Source organism: Novosphingobium capsulatum NBRC 12533, from assembly GCF_001598375.1.
Classification (GTDB): Bacteria; Pseudomonadota; Alphaproteobacteria; order Sphingomonadales; family Sphingomonadaceae; genus Novosphingobium; species Novosphingobium capsulatum.
This window is the reverse complement of record NZ_BCYV01000008.1, coordinates 250,058-269,520: the sequence shown is the minus strand read 5'-3', so window position 1 is coordinate 269,520 and position 19,463 is coordinate 250,058. Positions and strand designations below refer to the sequence as shown.

The window sequence follows — 19,463 nt, the reverse complement described above, 5'->3', positions numbered from 1 at the left end:
CGGTTCAATCGGGCTTGCAGCGTGGTTCTGGGCTGCATGTCAGGCCAGCGCCAGATATGTATTGATTAATCACCAACCTTCCTCCACAACGGCGGTGAAGGCGCAAGACTGCCATGGCAGCGGCGCAGCACGAGACAAGCGCGGCGCGATGCCGGGCGGAGGAGAGCGATGCGCAACGATGAAGACGAGCGGCTGTTGTCGCCAGGATATGGCCGCACTTTCATCGCCATGAGTTTCCTGGTGGCGACGTTCAACTTCGCCGACCGTTCGGTCTTTGCTGTCACCGCGCAGGCGATCAAGAGCGACCTTGCGCTCAGCGATTTTCAGCTTGGCATACTCCAGGGCTTGTCGTTCGCAGTGCTCTATGCGCTGCTCGGCGTGCCGATCGGCCGGCTTGCGGAACGCCGATCGCGCCTGGGCATCATCACCGCCGCCATCGTGTTCTGGTCGGGCATGACGATGGCCTGTGCCGCGGCCGGCAGCTTTGTCCAGATGATGCTGTGCCGCATTGGCGTGGGCATGGGCGAGGCGGGATCGCAGCCGGCGACCTCGTCGCTGGTTGGCGATCTCTTTCCCCGGCAGCGGCGCGCCTCGGTCATGGGGCTGATCCTCCTCGGGTCTCCGATCGGTACGTTTATCGGCGCTTCGGCGGGCGGCGCGGTGGCGGGGCTGTGGGGCTGGCGCACCGCATTCGTGGTGATGGGCCTGCCGGGGCTGCTGATAGGCCTGCTCGTCGTGCTGCTGCTGCGCGAACCGCGCCGCGGGCTGGCCGATGGCCTTGGCGCAACGCCGCGCCCGGCGCCCGATTTTCGCGCGTTCCTCAAGGTGGTGGGGCGCAAGCCGGCGCTGGTCTACGTGATCGCCGGCGGCGCGCTGGCGGGTTTTGGGATGAGTTCGATCTCGCAGTTCCTGGCCGTGTTCCTCAGCCGTGCCTATGATCTGCCGGCGCGCACGGCCGGCACGCTCTATGGCACGATTTCGGCACTGGCGCTGGGCAGCGGGCTGCTGATCGGGTCGTTCGGCACCGACTGGCTGGCGCGGCGGGGTGATGGACGCTGGCCGGCCTGGGGCGCGGCGATCGGCCTGCTCATCGCGCCGTTCTCCTATTGGATTGCGCTCAATGCCGCCTCGCCGGTTACCGGCACGGTGCTGTTGATCATCTCGGGCTGCTTCCTGCTGCTGTATTACGGTCCGACCACGGGCATGATCCAGAACCTGCTGGAGCCGCGCATGCGCGCCACCGGGGCGGCGGTGTTCGGCATGTTCTATACCCTGGTTGGATATGGCGGTGGCCCCACGTTCGTGGGCTGGATGAGCGACTGGTTCGCCACGCGGGCCTATGGCGCGGCGGATTATCTGGCGCGGTGCCCGGCGGCGCGGCCCGGTATGGGGGCGCTTGATGCGGCGCACCAGGCCTGCGCGATTGCCTCGGCCAGCGGGTTACGGTCAGCTCTGATGGCGTCGGTGTGCGTGTTCTTTGTCGCGGCCGCGATGTTCCTGCTGGCCGCGCGCACCTTGCGCCAAGACTATTTCGTGGCGGAACCGGCGGCATGAGCGCGGATCTGCGTGCCTGGTTCGAGGGCTATATCGCCGCGTTCAACCGCAACGATTTTGACGGCTTTGGCGCCTATTATGCGCCGGACGTGGTCTTTGCCGGCCAGGCTGCCCAAGTGGTGGGGCGTGCGGCGGTGCTTGATTTCTATCGCACCGTGAAGGCGCACCTCGATGAAACGCTGGACCTGTTGACGTTTGTCGGCGCGCCGGACGGCAGCCGCATTGCCGCCGAACTGGGCACGAGCCTGGTAGCGCGTCGCGACTGGCTCGAGATGCCGACCGGCGCCATGCGCGCGGGCGATCGCCGGGAGAGCGTTAACTTCGTGATCTATGATATTGAAGACGGACACTTTGTCCGCGTGCGATCGGCGCGCTTTGGCAGGGGCGCAGCATGACGCCCGAGGCCCGCCTTGCCGCCTATATCGATGCGTTCAACCGCAGCGATTATGATGCCTTGTGCGATTTCTATGCGCCCGATGTGCGGCTGGTGATCGGCAACGGCACCCAGTTGGTGGGCCGCGAGGCGATCGTGGCGTTCTATCGCCCGATCAAGCAGCAGACCCAGCGCACCATCACCGTGCGGCAATGCTTTCACGATGGCCAGGTGCTGGCGGCAGAGCTGGAATCCGAATTCCTGGCGCTGACCGACCTGCCGGAATTTGCTGCCGGGCCGATGCGGCGCGGTGATCGGCGCTATCTCAACAGCCTGGTATTCTATGATTTTGCCGGGCCGCATTACACCCGCATTCGCGCGGCGGTGCTCAAGCGGGCTTATCGCCCCGTGGCGTGAGCCTTGCTGCCCGGCCAGGGAAAGCCATCGGCCGGTTCGGTGCTGGGCGCGGCCGGCGCGAATGAGCCCGCACGGTTGACGTCACCTCCCAGATAGCGCGTGACTGTGGGATAGGCATAAAGCGGCCGTTCGCGCAGCGCACCATCGGCGAGGCGCGCCACCGCCGGCACTGCATCGGGCACATTCCCTTGTTCGACCCATTGCACCATCGCCCCCAGGAAATCCTGCTCATAGGGCACATAGCCGCCCTGGCAGTGATAGCCGCCGGGCACCAGGAACAGCCGGGCGAACGCGCGCGTGGCGGCAAGGCCGCCCATGGTGTCGCGCACGGCCTGATAGTAATCAAGCATGCCGCGCGCGCCGGCGGCATTGTCGGCCAGGCCCTGCCACAGGATCAGCTTGCCGCCATGGGCGCGAAAGTGGGTGAGATCAGGATCGGTGGCATCGAACGGCGCCCCGGCGGTAAGCAGCCGGGCGAGGCTGGCACGGGTGAAGCGCCAATCGCGCCAGGTGAAGTTTTCCGGCAGTGCATCTGGCAGCAGCAGCCGCGAAAGAAACGCTTCGGCGGCAAACTTGCCGGTCTGCGTGGCAGCGCCCGGACCGACCCAGCCCAGTTCGCTGCCATAAGGCGCGCCACCTGGAAACAACGCCGTACCATCGGGCGCAGTTGGCCCCTGGTAATAGGCCCGCGCGGCATCGACTTGGGCCGTGTTGAGGCAATCGCTGCCGTCCTTGTCAGGGCAATGCAGCGTGACCGGATCGAAATGGCAGCGGCGCGGATCATCGATCTGGCCATCGCGAATGCCGTCCAGCGCGTCACAGTTGGTGATCACCGCCCGGTGGAGCAGGGCGACTGCGGCGGGGGTGAAGACCTCATGCCCGGCTGCGTCGAGCCCGTGCTGCGCTTCCCACAGGAACAGTTGCATCGCTGCGGGCATGGAGACCGAGGAACCCGCAACAATGCCGTCGAAATCGTCGGGGTAGCGTTGCGCCTCCATCAAGGCTTCGCGCCCGCCGCCCGAGCAGCCGACGAAATAGCTCGCCGTGGGCGCGCTGCCATAAAACCGTGTGACGATTGCTTTGGCGGCCATCGCCGTGGCGTGGGTTGCCTTGTGGGCAAACTGCATCCGCAATTCCGGGTCACTGGCCCAGGTGGCATCACCGATACCGGCCCCGAAATGGCCGCCGTTGTCAAAGGCCACGGCAAACCCACCGTCGGCGAGATGGGCGTTGCTGCATGACGGCACGATGGTGTTGCCGATCACGCCACACATGCCGCCGCATCCGCCCTGAAGATAGCGGCCGCGATAGCCCGCCAGCGGCAGGCGCAAGACGAACTGGGTTTGTGGCGCGGCATAGCCGGTGACGAGGCAGGTGGCATCTTGTTCGCTGGCACTGATCACGCGATAGGCGATCGCGCCGGCTCGCGCGGTTATGGGCGTGACCAGCGCGGCGCAGGGAAGCACCGGTGCCTGCGTGGCTCGTTCCGGCAGAGCGAGCAACGGGACAGCGGGGGCAGCGTTGGCCGTGGCGGCGCAGAGCATGCCCAGCCAGAGACCGAATGCGAGTGCCAGGCCGCGCATCATGCGGCGTACCGTGCGATCAGCGCCTGTTCGGCGCCCAGCGGATCGGCGCGCGCGCCCGATACTGCCGCAAACACCATGGTTTCCCGCTGGGGCAGCCGATAGGCGGGCCAATGCGGAACACCGGCACCGTTGGGATCGCCATGGCGGGCAAAGTGCGTCCATGCCGCGCTCATGGTGTCGGCAAGCGGCTGCGCAGCGGCAAAATCGGGGCCGATCGCGCCGGGCGCGCGCGCCAGGGTATCGAACACCAGCGGCAGATCGAGGCCGTGCGGGCTGCGCATGCGGCCACCCTGCGGCTTGACCGGCCAATCGAGCAGATAGGCAAAGACCGGTGCCCGACCGAGCGCGGCATGGCGATCGGCGGCGATGCGGGCATTGCGGCCCATGCCAAGCTCGGTCGTGATGGCGAAATAGGCGTCACTTGCGCTGGCGCCGGGATGAAGCGCGCGAAAGCCGGCGATCAGGCCTGCCGCGTCGTGGACGCTGGCGGGAAGCATGGCCGGCAAGCCCGGCCAATCGAGCGTGAAAGCGCCGGGCGGGGGAAACAACCCGGTGGTTTCCGTGGCAGTATGGCCGACGAGCAGGGGAACGTCGGGCGCCACCGGCGGTGCGCCGGGGCCAAAGGGGGTGTGGGGCACGACGGTGCCATCGGCCACCACGCCCGGCCCGCGGGTGGGGTCACCGCCCGTTACCTGGGCGACGGCATCGAGCAGGCGTTTCGCCGGCACCTGGCGCAAGGCATCGAGCGCGGTTGGCGCCAGGCCGAGCGCGGCCATGATCGCACGGGTCTGGCGTTCCGCGTCATCGGGCGCGATGGTATAGGTGCCAAAACCGCTTTGCAGGATCGCGCGCTGAAACAGGCCGCGTGCCGCTGGCATCGCCAGCAGCGCCGCCACCTTTGATCCCCCGCCTGATTGCCCGAAGATCGTGACCCGGCCAGGATCGCCACCGAACGCGGCGATATTGGCGCGCACCCAGCGCAGTGCGGCGACAAGATCGAGCTGGCCGACATTCGATACCGCCGTGCCGGACTTGGCGAGATCCCCGAAATGGAGGTAGCCAAACGCGTTGAGGCGGTGATTGACCGAGACCACCACCACATCGCGGCGCTGACACAGCCGCAACCCATCGTTGACCGGTGCATCGCTGGCACCCAGCGCAAAGCCGCCGCCATGGATCCACACCATCACCGGGCAGCGCTGTCCATCGTTCACGCCCGGCGTCCAGACATTGAGGACCAGGCAGTTTTCGCTTTGCCGCGCGCCTGTTTCGGCAGGGGCGCCGGGTGGGGCAAGCTGCGGGCAGCGATCGCCGAACGCCAGCGCGTCGCGCACCCCGGACCAGCGTGGTGGCGGCACGGGCGGCAGGAACCGCCCCGCGCCACCCGTGTCGGCGCCATAGGGCAAGCCGCGAAAGATATGCACGCCCTGCTCGATCGATCCGCGCGCCAGCCCGCTGGTAGTGCGCACCACGCCGCCCTCTGCAGCACGGCTGCCCGGGGCCAGCCACAGTGCGCCGCCGGTGGCGAGCGTGGCGCCCAGCACGGTTCGCCGGTTGACAGGGGTGGTTAGCGCGGCGTTGTCCGCCATGGCATGCACTCCGTAAACAGGGCTGGTGTAGGCCCGCTCGCTGGCCGGCCTCCATCTGCCACGATCAGCAGGGTCGGTCAGAAGTTGTAGCGTACGCCCACGCGATAGCGCCGGCCGATCACGTCGTAATAGACCGAGTTGTTGTTGCCGTTCCACAAGGGCGGCGGCATCACATCGAACAGATTGGTGACGTTGCCATAGACCTCGAGCGTGCGCGGCCCGTTTTTGATCAGATCGAAACTGGCGCCGATATTGGTGTAAAACCGTGATGGCACGCGGTTGATGTTGATGCTGTTGACCAGATTGACGCTATAGCCTGGGTCTTCCGGCCCGATCAGCGACGCATCGTATTTGCCGCCCGAGATGAAATGCCCCTGCAGGTTGAGCGTCAGGCGGCGCAGCGTCAGCGAGGCGAACCCGTCAACCACCCAGGATGGCACCCCATTGAGGCCGTTGTCGCCAGCCCGGTTGACCGGCGTGGTCGTGCCCGGCATCAGCACCGCGCTGTTGGTCAGCTTGATGGTGTGCGTGGCGAGGCCGCGCAGATCGAGCGACGAATCCGCGCCCAGGTTGGTGTGATAGCTGGCCTCGAAATCCAGTCCTTTGAGATCCTGGCGGTTGAGATTGAGATAGAGCACCGACACCGACTGGAGAATCCCGCTGGAATTGCGTGTCACCAGGCCACAGATATCGGCAGCGCCAGTGGTGTTGCAGGTATTGACGATGACCTGCGCGCCCAGCGTGGCGATCGCGTCGCGGATACTGATCTTGTAGTAATCCGCCGAAAGCCGCAGCCCGCGCAGCGCTCCGCCGGGTTGCAGCGTGATCCCGGTGGTAAACGTGCGGGCCTTTTCCGGGTGCAGGTTGATATTGCCGCCAGTGTAGATCGTGGCGAACACTTGCGAGCCGGTCTTGGTATCGGACAGTGCGCCCACGCCCGTGACCGGGGTGGTGAACAGTTCTGCCGTGTTAGGCGCGCGGATATCCTGCGATTCCGTCACCCGCAGCAGCACCCCATCGATTGGCGCATAGGTGCCACCGATCTTCCACGTGGTGGCGTTGAAGCTGTTGGATACTGTCAGGTTGGCGGTGTTGTAATGGGTGCGGCGGATTGCGCCGTTCAGATCGAGGCTGCGGCCGAGCGGGCTGTCCTTGAGCAGCGGCAAGCCCGCTTCGACATAGCCCTCGATCACGTTGACGTGACCGCGCGTGGGCGTGGCGTTGTAGACGTAAAAGCCGTTGGCGGCCGAGATCGGGTCCACGGTGATCGACAACTGATCGCGCCGCGCTTCCACCCCGGTGGCGAGCGTCATCGGCCCGGCCCAGCCTTCGAACAGCGTGCCGTGCACGTTTCCGGCGCCCGCCCACTGGCTGAACCGCGTGTGCTGGTAGGTCGTGCCAAAGGCATAGGCCTTGGCCTCTGGCGAGAACTGCCCTTGGCCCAGGATATCGAGCGGCCGGCACGCCGTGTTGGGATCGGTGAGCGCGACGCGGCAGATCGGCTTGCCGGTGACGGGATCGGCCACGGCATCGATCGCCTTGGCATAGTTGGCCGTGATGCGATCGTTGACCGTGGACTGGGTATAATCGGTCACGCCATACTGGACATAGCCATCCCATGCCCAGGTGCCGCCCAGCTTGCCGTTGGCGCCGGTGACGATGCGGAAGGTGTCGCGCTTGGACACGCTGTCCATCTGCCCGAAATCGGTGCCGAGCTTGCCGATGACGAGGCCGGTAATCCCGTTGGCCTGCATCGTCTGCTTGATCGCGCTGGGCAGGAACGGATTGTCGATCCTGATCAGGCTGCCGTTGCCAGGGAAACCGCCATCGCGCACTTCGGGCCCGCTGGTATATCCGGCGACATGGCCATAGCTCATGTCGATGAAGCCCGTGAAAGCGGGCGAGGCTTCGTATTCGAAATGGCCGAACGCGTTGTAGCGCGTGACCGGGATCGACAGCGCGGGATCGCCGAAGAAGCTGTTGAGGGCGGCACCCGTGCCACCCTCCATGAACAAGGCCCCGGCGTTCTGGCCATAGGAGAACGGCACGGGGTTGCCATTGGCATCGAACTGCAAACCGCCGAGCGGCCCACCGCGCGCGGCCGAGCGCGTGCCGGCAGCATTGACCACGCCGGTGATCAACCCGCCCGGCGTGAGTGTGGCGGTGTGCACGTTATAGGCAATGTTGTTGGCCGGCCGCCCGTTGACACCAGCGGTCTGGGTCAGATTGCCCACCTCGTTCGAGCAGTTGGTGCGGGTGTAGCATCCGCCCACGCCCAGATCCTTGTCGTATTCCGCGCCGAACACGGCGTGGCCGCGGCCGTCGGCAAAGCTGGTACCAGCGGCGATCTGGGCCACGTAGTTGTTGCCATCGCCGCGATCGGTCACACCATATTCGAAATTGCTGCGCACCCCTTCGAGATGCTTGTTGAGGATGATGTTGATCACCCCCGAAACCGCGTCGGAGCCATAGGCGGCAGAGGCGCCGCCGGTGACGATATCGGCGCGTTCGATCAGCAGCGTGGGGATCAGGTTGAGATCGACCGTGCCGGTGGACGTGCTGGGGGCAAAGCGCCGGCTGTCGACCAGCACCAGCGTGCGGCTTTGGCCAAGACCGCGCAGATCGGCGATGCGGGCGCCCGCATTGACCGGGCTGATATTGGACCCCACGGTCGAATTCGATGGCGAGGACGATGCGCGGAACGAGGGCAGCGTGGCCAGGGCTTCGCCAATGTTGGTCGAGCCCATCTTTTGCAGCCGCTCGGTGCCCAGCGTGGTAACCGGCGTGGGCGCGTTGAACGAGGAATTGGCAAGGCGCGAACCGGTGACGATGATGGCCTGCTCTTCGGCGCGTTCGGCCCCAGTGGGCTGATCAGCGGGCAGATCGGCGGAGGGGGCCGGCGTTGCGGCCGGGGCCTCTTGCGCCGCGGCGCATGATGGCAGCGCGGCAAGGCCAAGCGCGGCACTGGCGAGCAGCCTGGCGTGGCGGGCGGAAGCGTTGGCAGTCTTACCCTTCATGATGGCGTCCTCTCTCGTTCCCCGATTGCAGGTTCGGGGTTTATGGTTCTGATGATGGCATTCGTGCGGAGGGGGGGTGGCTGAGCGCCTGGATCACCGCACGAGGTAATAGCGAAACAGCGAATGGTCGGGCGGATCGCTGGGCGATACGTGCGGCCGCCGCGCGCCGACCCCAACCAGCACGCTGCGGTTGAGCCATTCGTGCGGCCCGTTCGGCGCGCGGAAATAGGGCGTGCAGCGGAAATAGCGCGGAATGGCTGGCGCATCGTCGGCCATGCCGGGAAGCCGCAGCGGTCCGTGCACATAGCCACGGTTGTGGATGTAGATATGGGCGCCGTCGTCGGCCTCGATCATGTAGTGGGCGTTCAACTCGACCACGCCGTCGGCGCGCACGATCGGCCAATCCGCGCCGCTGAAATCGACCAGCCGGCCGTTGAGCCGTGGCCCCGACACGATGCAGTCTGCGCCGACCGAGGTGTAGCCGGCGCTGGCTCCGCCCGAAATCGGCCAGACCCAGCGCTTGTCGAAATTGATGCGGATATCGAACGCGTGCTCGGCATGCAGCGCAAGATCGTCGGCGTGGTCCATGACCTAGTCCTCCCTGGCCGGAACAACCGGCAGCAGCAGGTGCGATGGGTGTGCCGCGCCCAGGTGCAGCACGTGGCGCCCGGCATTGCGGGTCTGCTCGTGACGGGCAAAAGGCAGGCCGGGCAGGCCTTTGTCGGGAATGTCACGCCCCTGGATCACCAGGCGCAGACTTTCCCCGGCGGCAAAGCGGGTGGACGACGGCCAGATCTCGATATCGACCGGCACGATTTCACCGGGGCGCAGGCGCTGCTCGGCCGTATGCGGATGAAACGGTTGTAGCGCGGTGCTGCGCTGTGGATCGGTGGCGCGATGGCTGGCGCGCAACCAGCCCAGGGCAACCGGCCCGTCTTCGAAAAAGGCGTAGGAGGTCTGCCCCACAGGCGCGCCGGTGGCGTCATGCTTTTGCAGGGCAACGAACAGGTCCATGTCGTCGGCGCCCTCGGCCTCCACCCACAGGCGCAAGGCGGCATGGCCGGTGATCTCGGTATCCTGGGCAAAGCGGTGCTCGAACACGGCACTGCCGGTTTGCGCGTCATAGGCCGTTTTGCCTGCCGCTTGCGGTGCGGCCAGTTCCAGTCCACCGTCGGCGCCTAGCCACAGCGGCGTCGGCTCGATGCGGGCCAGCGGCCATTCGGCCTCGTCGCGCCACTCGGCAATATCGTGGCGATCGCGCACTTCGATCCGCACGCGCGGCCAGGCCGCCAGGCTGGTTGCGCGGCCAAGCAGGAAGTGATCGAAGAACGCTTCGCGCCCGGCCTGACTCTCGGGCCGGTAATAGTTGGCCCACTTCTTTTGACCATGCACGGTCAGCCATTTTTGCGGGCTGGCCATGGCCTTGAACGCTTCGAGCGTGCCACGGGTGTGCAGCCCCTGGTCAGACCAGCTTGCCACGACCCAGGCAGGGGTGCGGATCGCGCCGAGGTCGATTTCCTTGCCCTGCCAGAACGCATCGTGGAGCGGGTGGGCCTGGGCATTGGCCCAGGTGTCTTCGGTTTGGCCCAGCGAATAGGCGATGTTGTCCGACGCGCGGGGCAGGAACCCGGTTTCGAGAATGCCGCCGTGATAGGCAAATTCGCGATACCAGTCGGTAAAGCCTTCCCACGGATTGATCGCTGCCAGCGCGGGCGGGGCCAGCGCCGCCACCCAGAACTGGATCGCGGCGAGATAGGAGACCCCGGTCATCCCGATCTTGCCGTTGGACCAGGGCTGCTCTGCCAGCCAGGCGATGGTATCGGCGCAGTCCTGCGCCTCTACCGCGCCATTGTGGTGGAAATCCCCTTCGGAAAGCCAGGCGCCGCGCGGATCGACTACTGCCACGGCATAGCCGCGTGGGCACCAGGCGAGGGGGTCGGCGCCTTCGAACGGCGTCAGCGGTGAAAGCCAGGCGGGATCGACGCCGGAATGGGGCCAGAACACCCGGTTGCTGCGGGCGTGCTTGCCATAGGGGCTCCACGACAGCAGGCAGGGCAGGTCTGCCAGGCCCACCGTTCCTGCCGGGCGATAGATATCTGCATAGATGCGCACGCCATCGCGCAGCGGGATCGCCACGTTGCGTTCGATCACCAGCCCGGCATCATGCTCTACCGCATGATCGCGCGGCGGCAGGGGCGGCTTGCCCGGCGCGCTATGGGGATCCTTGCCGGGGCGCATGAGCGGGGCGAACGCGGGCGCAACCATCACAGCACCACGAAGTAGTGAATGCGGTTGGCGTTGGGGATCTTTTCCGCCACGCCGATGAACACGTGCTGGCTCATCCAGGCATGAGGCCCCTCGGGCGCTTCGAACCGGGGCGCCACGCGCATGTAGTAATCGTCGGTGCCCACGTCCTCGTTGCGGGCCATGCGCGCCGCGATTTCGGGGCTGCGTGCCCAGCGATAACCGCGGTTCTGCATATAGATCACCGCGCCATCATCGGCTTCGAGTAAGTAGCGCGCATCGAAGTCGATCACGCCGTTGGGGCGCTGCAACGGGAAATCGCCACCCGACATCGGGATCACCCGGCCGTTGAGGCGCGGCCCCTCGATCGTGCCCTTGGCCGCATAGATCGCCGCGCGGGTATCGCCAATGGCAGAGGGTTCGATCCAGCGCAGACCGGCGAGATCGATCGAGATGGTAAAGGCAAATTCGCAGCGCGGCGCGAACGGATGGTCGGACGCAAGGGGGTGCGCCGACACCGGGGGGTGTGCCGGCGCGGGGGGGTGGGATTCGGCCAAGCGATCCTCTCCTGAATGGCTTTGCGAGTTGTTGATTTCTCACTATGTCAGGTGTTGATACATCCACAAGTCTGGCATGACAAGGGGCATTCTTTTGGCTATGGCGATGGGCATGGACACGGACAGCGCCAGTGAAAATCCCAGCTACGCGCGCGTCGCGGATGACAGTTCCCTCGTGCCGGGCCAGAGTGACGGGCACGCGATGCTGGCCGCGTCAGAGCGGCGCTGGCAGCTGTTCGGGCTGAGCCATCTGCCCTATCGGGTCCTGCTGCTGGCCAAGATGATCGACCGCGTCACCTCGCAACACGTGCGCGACCGCGCGGCCATGTCGCTGGCGGAATGGCGCGTCATCTCCCACGTCGAACTGATGAAGCAATGCAGCGCCGCCGAAATTGCCGAGGCGGCATTTGTTGATCGTTCCGAGGTGAGCCGCGCGGTTGCCGCGCTCGAGTCGCGCAAGCTGATCCAGCGCGATCCCAACCCGCGCAACCGCAAGAGCAGCCTGATCTCGCTGACGCCGGAAGGAAAGGCGATCTACGCCATGGTGCGTGAAGAACGCACCCATATGTACGAGGAATGGCTGGAAGACCTGTCGAGCGAAGACCGCGCCCAACTCGACACCGCACTGCGCACGGTGATGCGCCGCATCGTGCTGTCAAACCCGGATGCGCTGAAGGCGTGAAGCCAGCGACATCGCGGTTTCATGCGGTCGTTTCGACCTGGCCATAAGCCTATCCAATGGCATCAGAGGTAAAATGTATTTCTGGCTGATAGCGCGCTGCCGTATCGCGGGCCGATAAGGCGGTGCAGGAGAGGATGCATGCGGGCGATTATCCGTCATTCCGGCAGGCATGAGTCCGAGTGTCGCTACGTTCTCCCAATGCTCCAATACATTCAAAACGCTGAGCTGCGACGCGCTACGACGCGGCTTGCCAGCGCAAGGAACAGAATGATGCGCAAGGTAATTCTGGCCAAAACTCTCGCGGTCGTGGTTTGCGCGGCGATGGCGGGCAGCGCTGTTGCCTCCACCAAGCCGGCAACAGCGGCGGCGGCCAGCACCGCCCCCGCGCAAGCGCCAGATGGGCTGTTGCTGCTCGGGACGGCAGGCGGCCCCCTGGCGCGCGCGGATCGCGCTGGCATTGCCACGCTGCTGACGATTGGCGGCCGGAATTATCTCGTCGATGCGGGCGAAGGAGTGGTGCATCAACTGGGCAAGGCAGGAATGCAGGCTCCCGCAGCGCCGATCGTTTTCCTCACCCACTTGCACGATGATCACTATGCCGGGCTGCCAGGGCTGGCATCTTTCAGCTATACGCTGCGCGCGCCACGTCTTGATGTCTATGGCCCGGCTGGCACCGTCGATTTGGTCGGGGGTGTAGCCCAGGTCATGGTTCCCAACGCTCGCATCCGCATGGCTGAGCAGGGATTTAAACACACCCCCGCAGAGTTCGTGGTGGCCCATGAATATGGGGCGGGCACCATCTTCGACGATGGCAACGTGAGTGTGTCGGCCGTGGTCAACACGCACTTTGACTTTCCTGACGGAAGCCCGGCGGCGGTCAACAAGTCATATTCTTTGCGCTTTGACGCAAAGGGGCACTCGATCGTGTTCACCGGCGATACCGGTCCCTCTCAAGCAGTGGCGACGCTGGCCAAAGGCGCCGACGTTCTGGTTTCGGAAATGGCCTCGCACGCTGATCGTGCGGCGGTGCCGCCGTTTGTGCGACCGCATATGGACCGCGAACATCTCTCGCCGCTGGAAGTGGGCAAGCTGGCCGCAGCGGCAGGAGTAAAGACCCTGGTCCTCACGCATATTGGCGTCACCGATCCGTCGGACGTCGCTGAAATTCGCAGCGTTTTCAAAGGGCGGATCATCGTGGGTGCAGACCTGACCAAAGTTGCGCTTTGATCGGTTTCCACCGGCGAATTACCCACGCTTCTGCCATTTCACCGGGATGCGCAGATACGTAACGCCGTTCGCGTCGGCCGGTTGGAATTGGCCGGCCCGAATATTGACCTGAATCGAGGGGAGTAGCAGCTTGGGGACCGACAGCCCGGCGTCACGCTGCTCCCGCATGGCGACGAAATCGTCCTCGCTCACGCCGTCGTGAACGTGGATGCTGGATCGGTGCTGTTCGCCCACGGTCGTTTCCCAGCGATAGTCTTGCCGGCCGGGCGCCTTGTAATCGTGGCACAGGAACAGCCGCGTCGCATCGGGCAGGGCCAGCAGACGGCGGATTGAGCGATAGAGCGTGCGGGCGTCTCCGCCCGGGAAATCGGCGCGTGCGGTGCCATAGTCGGGCATGAACAGCGTATCGCCCACGAATGCTGCATCGCCAATGCGATAGGCCACGTCGGCCGGCGTGTGGCCGGGCACATGCAGCACCTCAACCTCCAGTTCCCCGATGGCAAAACGCTCACCATCCGCGAACAGCCGATCGAAATCCGAACCGTCGGTCTTGAGATCGTCCATGGCGAACACGGGCCGGAAAATCTTCTGCACGTCGCGGATATGCACGCCGATCCCGATCCAGGCGCCGGTATGTGCCTTGATGAACGGTGCCGCCGACAGATGATCAGCGTGGGCGTGCGTTTCCAGCACCATGGCGATCCGCCAGTCATGCGCCTGGGCGAAGGCCAGGATCTGCGCGGCCGAGCGCGTGTCGGCGATGCCGCCAGCCATGTCGAAGTCGAGCACGGGGTCGATCACTGCCGCTGTGCGCGTAGCCGGGTCTGCAACCAGGTAGCTGATCGTGTTGGTCGGTTCGTCGAAGAACGCCTGGATAAAGGGCTGTGCCATCATTTCCTCCGTTAGCCCTTGCTAATATATTAGGATATGCTACTTTAGCAATATCTAATGTAACGGCGCTGATGGTCAGGCCCCTGATGGATCTGGCGACGTTCTAGGCCAAGGCCGGGCAGGTCACCGATACGCTTGAGGCGCTCGGCAATGCACGCCGGCTGATGCTGCAAGGAGTGATGCGATGACGCTTGCCAACCTTTCCCCCCTAGATGCCCGCGCCGCGATCGATACTGGCGCGCGTCTGATCGATGTGCGCGGCGCCGATGAACACGCGCACGAGGGTATTCCCGGTGCCGTCAACATCCCGCTGGACCGCATCGGCGATCTGCCGCGGGACGATCGGCCAGTCGTGTTCCACTGCAAGTCAGGAATGCGGACTGCCGCCAACGCAGCCCAGCTCGCCGCCGCAGCCGGGGGCGCACCTGCCTTCATTCTTGGCGGCGGGATCGACGCCTGGCGGCAGGCTGGCCACCCTACGGTGATCGACCGGGCGCAGCCGCTGGAGATCATGCGCCAGGTGCAGATTACCGCGGGCGCGCTGGTGCTGGCCGGGGTGCTGCTTGGCGGGCTCGTCGCGCCGGGCTTTTTCGCGCTGTCGGCGTTCGTGGGCGCAGGGCTGATGTTTGCCGGCGTGACGGGATGGTGCGGCATGGCCCATCTGCTGCGGGTGATGCCATGGAACCGGCGGGCTGGTGTCTTGCGGTGATCATGCACTCCGCCACTGTCCTCGCAGCGCTCCTGTCGGGCGGCGTGATCGGTCTGATCCTTGGCCTGGTCGGGGGAGGGGGATCGATTCTGGCCGTGCCGCTGTTGGTCTATGTCGTGCGGATTGGTTCGCCGCACGCCGCCATCGGCACCGCCGCTGTCGCTGTCACCGTCAATGCGCTGGCCAGTTTGGTCGGTCATGCGCGCGGCGGGCGGGTGAAGTGGCGCTGTGCCAGCGTCTTTGCCCTGTCGGGCATGGCAGGCGCGGCATTGGGTGCCGAACTGGGCAAGGCTGTTGACGGCAAACGGTTGCTGGTGCTGTTCGGGCTGTTGATGATCGGCGTGGGCCTGTTGATGTTGCGCAAGCGGCGTGGGCAGGAGGCGCCCGACGTGCGGCTGACCCTCGAAAGCGCGGCAAAGCTGTTGCCGCGCCTGGTTCCGATTGGCTTTGCGGTTGGCCTGGCTGCAGGTTTTTTTGGCATTGGCGGCGGGTTTCTGATCGTGCCGGGGCTGATTCTGGCCACCGCCATGCCGCTGCCGCTTGCCATCGGCACGTCGCTCGCCGTGGTCAGCGCGCTGGGCTTCACCACTGCGGCATCGTACGCCCTGTCAGGGCTGGTGGATTGGAACGTGACGGCATTGCTGGTTGCCGGTGGCGTCATCGGTACGATGGCGGGCATCGCGCTCGGCAAGATCATCGGTACGCACAAGGGGCTGCTAGAGCGCGGGTTTGCCGCCGTGGTCATCGCGGTGGGCACCTATGTGACGCTGTCCTCGCTCTGACCGGCGCTGTTCCATAGCGGTTCGCACCATCGCATTTTGCCCGTCGATTTTGGGCCAAAGCGCGATGACCTTCGGCAATAGCGGTAGCAGGCGTTCTGGCCGGTCCGTACACTGGCTCGCCTGAAACCGGAGCCAAGCACCATGATCAGACGCACAGTTGCGGTCATGCTGGCATCGAGCATAGCCTTGTTCATCGTTGCGCTGGTGATGGCGGCGCATGCCCGGCCGGCTGCCGATGCGGCTATCGCCTTTGCAGGGCGCGGCAGTGCCATCTTGGTTGCTGGCGCGGCCGGACTGTTTTTCGTGCAGGCGCTCAGAACGCGCCGTCGATCGTCGTGACGCGTCTGCAGTCCCGTGTGGCCGGGGCAGGCACTGCCTGGTACACGCGCGGTGTGGAACTGGCCGCATGAGCATTCTCGAGCGCGCCGAATACCTCTTCCATGGCACGGCGGCACGGGGAAGGGCTGAAGAATTTCAACCCGTGCGCTGGTGGTTGACCGAGACGGACTGGCACCGGCTGCTGGCCGAGCGGGCCAAGCTCGAGATCATGCCCGGCTATGCGCTGATGCGGCGGCTGTTCGGCCTGCCGATCGCGATCGACTATTACAACCAGGGATCGCGCCTGGTCACCCGGGACGGCACGGCGATCCTGTTCTGGCCCGTGGCCAGTTCGTGAAAGAACCGCTGGTGCCTGGGGGCAACTGCTGTAGTCCAGCTCATGTATCTGAACAGGTTGAGTTTATGCGTGATGCGGCACTGCCTTGAATCGGGATCAGCCGCCGGTCGGAGGAATCGCCAAGCCTGCTCCCCCAGTCAGCTGAGGCTGGCTTTCGACGGTGTTGCCAAGCAGCCACAGCTGAAAATCTCTTGCGGGCGCTCCAATGAGCCTCTGGATCATCACTATAATATGTTATATAACATAACTTGATGGCGCGAAACGCGTTGCAGGTTTGGAGAGGGAAAATGACTGCATATCGAATGAAACCATGGCTGGCGTGCGCTTTGCTGGGCACCTCGGCCCTTTGCGCGATCCCGGCGTTCGCTGCCGATGCGCAGGAACAGCCAGCCGCTGCATCGGCTTCCGCTGCCCCGAGCGATCCCGACGTCAAGGACATCGTCGTCACCGCGCAGCGCCGTCGTGAAAGCGTGCAGAGCGTTAACATCGCCGTGACGGCACTTTCGGGTGACGCCCTGACCGAAAAGCGCGTGGCCCGTGCGCTCGATTTGCAGACCGCCGCGCCCGGCATCACCATTTCGCGTTCCGGCATCACCGACAGCTTCAACATTCGCGGCATCGGGCTTGCTTCCGCTTCGCCGCAGGTAACCAACGGCGTCGCCACCTATATCGATGGCGTGTTCCAGACCCCGATCGTGTCAAACGGGCAGTTCTACGACATGGCTGGCGCGGAAGTGCTGCGCGGTCCGCAGGGCACGCTGTCGGGTGCCAATTCCACCGGTGGCGCCGTCTACCTCACCACGCAGCGTCCGCAGCTGGGCAAGCTGGGTGGCTATGCCAGCGCCAATTACGGCAATTACAACAATGCCGGCATCAACGGCGCGCTGAACCTGCCAGTGGGTGATAAGTTCGCCATCCGTGCTTCTGGCCTGTTCAATCGCCATGATGCCTGGTTCAAGGATATCGGGCCGGCCAAGAACCAGCCTGAACGGCTTAATGAAATCGACGGTCGTGTGCAGGCCCTGTGGAAGCTCGGCGGATTTCAGGCCAATTTGAAGGTGGAAGCCGTCCAGCGGCGCACGGGCGGTTTTGCGCTGCAGCCGATCAACACCACGCTGGCCAACAATCCCTATGTCGTGGGCCGCACCAACACGCCCTGGACGGTGAGCTATGACTCGCCGGTCGCCAACTTCGAGCGTGCCTTCACCACGATGCTGGAAGCGAAGTACCAGTTCGATGGCGGGCTGACGCTGCGCTCGGTCACGGCCTATCAGAACAAGCGCCTGGCGGCTGTGTCGGAAACCGACGCCACCTCGATCAACCCCACCAACTGGGCCAGCTATCCCGCGCTGGCTGCGCTGGGCAAGGTGCAGAACCAGGTGGTTGGCGCCAACAACGTGCGCGAGCGCGTTTACAGCCAGGAAATCAACATCATCTCGCCCGACAGCGGCGCATTCAAGTATGTGCTGGGCGGCTATGCGCAGCGCAACAAGATTGATCTGCGCAACTGGAACAGCACCAACGGCGCGTTCACCACACTGCCCCAGCCGATGACCAACAAGGTGTTGCTGGGCGTATTCGGGCAGGCCAGCTATCAGTTGGCGCCCAAGTTCTCGGTCGATGCCGGTTTGCGCTATTCGCATTTCCACGTTGATGGCTTTGGCGCGGTCTATCGCGCCGCGCCGGGCTCCACCATCACCCAGGTGATGACGGTGCCGCCGGTAGGTGCCTCGGTGCTGGTGCCGCAGACCGGTAACGAGGGCGATGGCCGCATGACCGGCAAGCTCGCGCTAAACTTCAAGCCCGATGCCGACAACCTGCTGTTTGTCTTTGCCGCGCGCGGTTACAAGAATGGCGGCATCAACCCGCCGGGCGGCAGCTTCCGCCCGGAAACGGTGTGGGACTATGAAGCGGGCTGGAAATCCAGCTTCTTCGATCGCCGGTTGAAGACGCAGATCGGCGCGTTCTACATGAAGTACAACAACTTCCAGATGGACGTGATCAATCCGCTGTCGGGCCAGAGCGGCGTGGTCAATCTCGCCAACTCCGACATCAAAGGGTTTGAGGCCAGCTTCCAGGGCAAGTTCGATGCCCTGTCGGTGGATGGTGGCCTATCGTTCGTCGACAGTTCGCTCAGCGCGCTCTCGCTCGTCAACAAGTGGGCGATCCCGGCTGGTGTAAGCACGCCGCAGTGCAATCCGGCAGGCACGCCGGGCACGGTCGGCAACGGCTGCTTCAACTATGTGATCACGAGCACGTCGGGCGGGCCGAACCTCTACAGCCCGAAGTGGACGTGGAACGTGTCAGCCGCCTATCGCATCGACCTGGGTGGTGAACGCACGCTGACCCCGCGCCTGGGCTATGCTTACATCGGGTCGCAGTGGGCCTATCCCACCTATCAGGCGGCTACCGACCTGATCGCGGCGCGCGGGTTGCTCCAGGGCAGCATCACGCTCGACATGGGGGGCTTCAAGGCCGAGGTCTATGGCACCAACCTGGCCAACAAGTTCTATGTCGCCGGGCAGAACGGCAAGAACGAACTCTATGGCGCGCCGCGCGAATATGGCGTGCGCTTCAGCAAGACGTTCTGATGGTGCGTCTCTTCCCGGCGGGGCGCTTGCCCTGCCGGGAAAGCATTATGGCGGGCACCACAATGCCCGCAGCAAAGGCACCAGTTCGGCCTTGAGATGCTCTGGCACCGCGGCATAGATGCGCGCTTCATGGGCGGAAAATTCTGCCACGATGCGTTCGGCCAGGTTTGTTCCGGCTGGGCTGAGGTGCAAAGTCTGGATGCGGCCGCGGCCCGGCCCGGTCACGACCAGTCCCCGTTCCACAAAGCGGCGGATGATCGGGTTGAGGTTGGGGCGCTTGATCGACAGCAGGCGCCCGCATTCGGCTTGTGACAGTCCTGGATTGCGGCCGATCAGCACCAGGATCGAGGCTTCCGATACGCCCACGCCCATTGGCTCGAGATGTTGCGCCAATTGGGCCAGGCGGCTGCTGGCGGCGCGGCGCAGAAGATAGCCGGGATAGGCGAGAAACGGATTGTCCATGGAAATGTTCATCTCGATCTGATGCCGCCTGGGCAAGCGGAGCGGCGGAATTTGCCCCGCACAGGGTATGTTATTTAGCATAACGCGATGGCGATCAAGCACCGAG

The 19,463-nt window shown here is 64.9% G+C and carries 18 protein-coding genes; 10 read left to right on the top strand and 8 right to left on the bottom strand.

Annotation, left to right across the window (positions count from 1 at the left end; genetic code table 11):
- Positions 1–168: 168 nt before the first annotated feature.
- The 3 genes from SCA01S_RS08100 to SCA01S_RS08090 are packed head-to-tail and all read left to right on the top strand — an operon-like array spanning position 169 to position 2,344.
- A complete protein-coding gene (locus SCA01S_RS08100) occupies positions 169–1,554 on the top strand; it encodes a spinster family MFS transporter (RefSeq protein WP_062784616.1) in 1,386 nt (461 codons plus the stop codon).
- Positions 1,551–1,949 (top strand): nuclear transport factor 2 family protein, encoded by a 399-nt coding sequence (locus tag SCA01S_RS08095; RefSeq protein WP_062784614.1) that lies wholly within the window; start codon positions 1,551–1,553, stop codon positions 1,947–1,949. The genes SCA01S_RS08100 and SCA01S_RS08095 overlap by 4 nt, the downstream gene beginning before the upstream one ends.
- Complete coding sequence (locus SCA01S_RS08090) at positions 1,946–2,344, top strand: YybH family protein (RefSeq protein WP_022676589.1); 399 nt, start codon at positions 1,946–1,948, stop codon at positions 2,342–2,344. The genes SCA01S_RS08095 and SCA01S_RS08090 overlap by 4 nt, the downstream gene beginning before the upstream one ends.
- Here the strand turns inward: SCA01S_RS08090 and SCA01S_RS08085 are convergent.
- The 6 genes from SCA01S_RS08085 to SCA01S_RS08060 form a co-directional block, all read right to left on the bottom strand.
- On the bottom strand, positions 2,326–3,930 hold the full coding sequence (locus SCA01S_RS08085) for a tannase/feruloyl esterase family alpha/beta hydrolase (RefSeq protein ID WP_167542874.1): 1,605 nt from the start codon (positions 3,928–3,930) through the stop codon (positions 2,326–2,328). The genes SCA01S_RS08090 and SCA01S_RS08085 overlap by 19 nt on opposite strands.
- A complete protein-coding gene (locus SCA01S_RS08080) occupies positions 3,927–5,519 on the bottom strand; it encodes a carboxylesterase/lipase family protein (protein ID WP_062784610.1) in 1,593 nt (530 codons plus the stop codon). Before SCA01S_RS08080 ends, SCA01S_RS08085 begins: the two co-directional genes overlap by 4 nt.
- Positions 5,520–5,596: 77 nt before the next feature.
- The gene (locus SCA01S_RS08075; RefSeq protein ID WP_062784608.1) at positions 5,597–8,536 is read right to left on the bottom strand and encodes a TonB-dependent receptor domain-containing protein; all 2,940 of its coding nucleotides are present in this window, start codon (positions 8,534–8,536) and stop codon (positions 5,597–5,599) included.
- Positions 8,537–8,629: 93 nt separating this feature from the next.
- Positions 8,630–9,124 carry a DUF3237 domain-containing protein gene (locus SCA01S_RS08070; RefSeq protein ID WP_062784606.1) on the bottom strand — a complete coding sequence of 165 codons (495 nt, stop codon included), beginning with the start codon at positions 9,122–9,124 and terminating at the stop codon, positions 8,630–8,632.
- 3 nt (positions 9,125–9,127) lie between these two features.
- Positions 9,128–10,801, bottom strand: a complete 1,674-nt coding sequence (locus SCA01S_RS08065; RefSeq protein WP_062784604.1) for a CocE/NonD family hydrolase — start codon at positions 10,799–10,801, stop codon at positions 9,128–9,130.
- Positions 10,801–11,298 (bottom strand): DUF3237 family protein, encoded by a 498-nt coding sequence (locus tag SCA01S_RS08060; RefSeq protein ID WP_054131201.1) that lies wholly within the window; start codon positions 11,296–11,298, stop codon positions 10,801–10,803. The genes SCA01S_RS08065 and SCA01S_RS08060 overlap by 1 nt, the downstream gene beginning before the upstream one ends.
- A 151-nt stretch (positions 11,299–11,449) precedes the next feature.
- On the opposite strand from SCA01S_RS08060, the gene SCA01S_RS08055 reads away from it, so the two are divergent.
- The gene (locus SCA01S_RS08055; protein ID WP_167542873.1) at positions 11,450–12,019 is read left to right on the top strand and encodes a MarR family winged helix-turn-helix transcriptional regulator; all 570 of its coding nucleotides are present in this window, start codon (positions 11,450–11,452) and stop codon (positions 12,017–12,019) included.
- A 138-nt stretch (positions 12,020–12,157) separates the two neighbouring features.
- The gene (locus tag SCA01S_RS08050) at positions 12,158–13,246 is read left to right on the top strand and encodes an MBL fold metallo-hydrolase (protein ID WP_084390853.1); all 1,089 of its coding nucleotides are present in this window, start codon (positions 12,158–12,160) and stop codon (positions 13,244–13,246) included.
- Positions 13,247–13,264: 18 nt separating this feature from the next.
- Here SCA01S_RS08050 and SCA01S_RS08045 read toward each other — a convergent pair whose 3' ends face one another.
- A complete protein-coding gene (locus tag SCA01S_RS08045; protein ID WP_084390874.1) occupies positions 13,265–14,137 on the bottom strand; it encodes an MBL fold metallo-hydrolase in 873 nt (290 codons plus the stop codon).
- Between the two features lie 184 nt (positions 14,138–14,321).
- Between SCA01S_RS08045 and SCA01S_RS08040 the strand changes: the two genes are divergently transcribed.
- From SCA01S_RS08040 to SCA01S_RS08025, 5 genes are all read left to right on the top strand, one after another.
- Positions 14,322–14,846, top strand: a complete 525-nt coding sequence (locus tag SCA01S_RS08040; protein ID WP_062784598.1) for a rhodanese family protein — start codon at positions 14,322–14,324, stop codon at positions 14,844–14,846.
- Positions 14,847–14,848: 2 nt separating this feature from the next.
- Positions 14,849–15,628 carry a sulfite exporter TauE/SafE family protein gene (locus SCA01S_RS08035; RefSeq protein ID WP_062784596.1) on the top strand — a complete coding sequence of 260 codons (780 nt, stop codon included), beginning with the start codon at positions 14,849–14,851 and terminating at the stop codon, positions 15,626–15,628.
- Between the two features lie 141 nt (positions 15,629–15,769).
- Complete coding sequence (locus SCA01S_RS22140; RefSeq protein WP_157088895.1) at positions 15,770–15,967, top strand: hypothetical protein; 198 nt, start codon at positions 15,770–15,772, stop codon at positions 15,965–15,967.
- Between the two features lie 67 nt (positions 15,968–16,034).
- Positions 16,035–16,304 (top strand): hypothetical protein, encoded by a 270-nt coding sequence (locus SCA01S_RS08030; protein WP_108350172.1) that lies wholly within the window; start codon positions 16,035–16,037, stop codon positions 16,302–16,304.
- A gap of 302 nt (positions 16,305–16,606) precedes the next feature.
- Positions 16,607–18,895 carry a TonB-dependent receptor gene (locus SCA01S_RS08025; RefSeq protein ID WP_062784594.1) on the top strand — a complete coding sequence of 763 codons (2,289 nt, stop codon included), beginning with the start codon at positions 16,607–16,609 and terminating at the stop codon, positions 18,893–18,895.
- A gap of 45 nt (positions 18,896–18,940) precedes the next feature.
- On the opposite strand, the gene SCA01S_RS22530 is transcribed toward SCA01S_RS08025, so the two are convergent.
- On the bottom strand, positions 18,941–19,357 hold the full coding sequence (locus SCA01S_RS22530; RefSeq protein ID WP_158271964.1) for a MarR family winged helix-turn-helix transcriptional regulator: 417 nt from the start codon (positions 19,355–19,357) through the stop codon (positions 18,941–18,943).
- Positions 19,358–19,463: the final 106 nt, after the last annotated feature.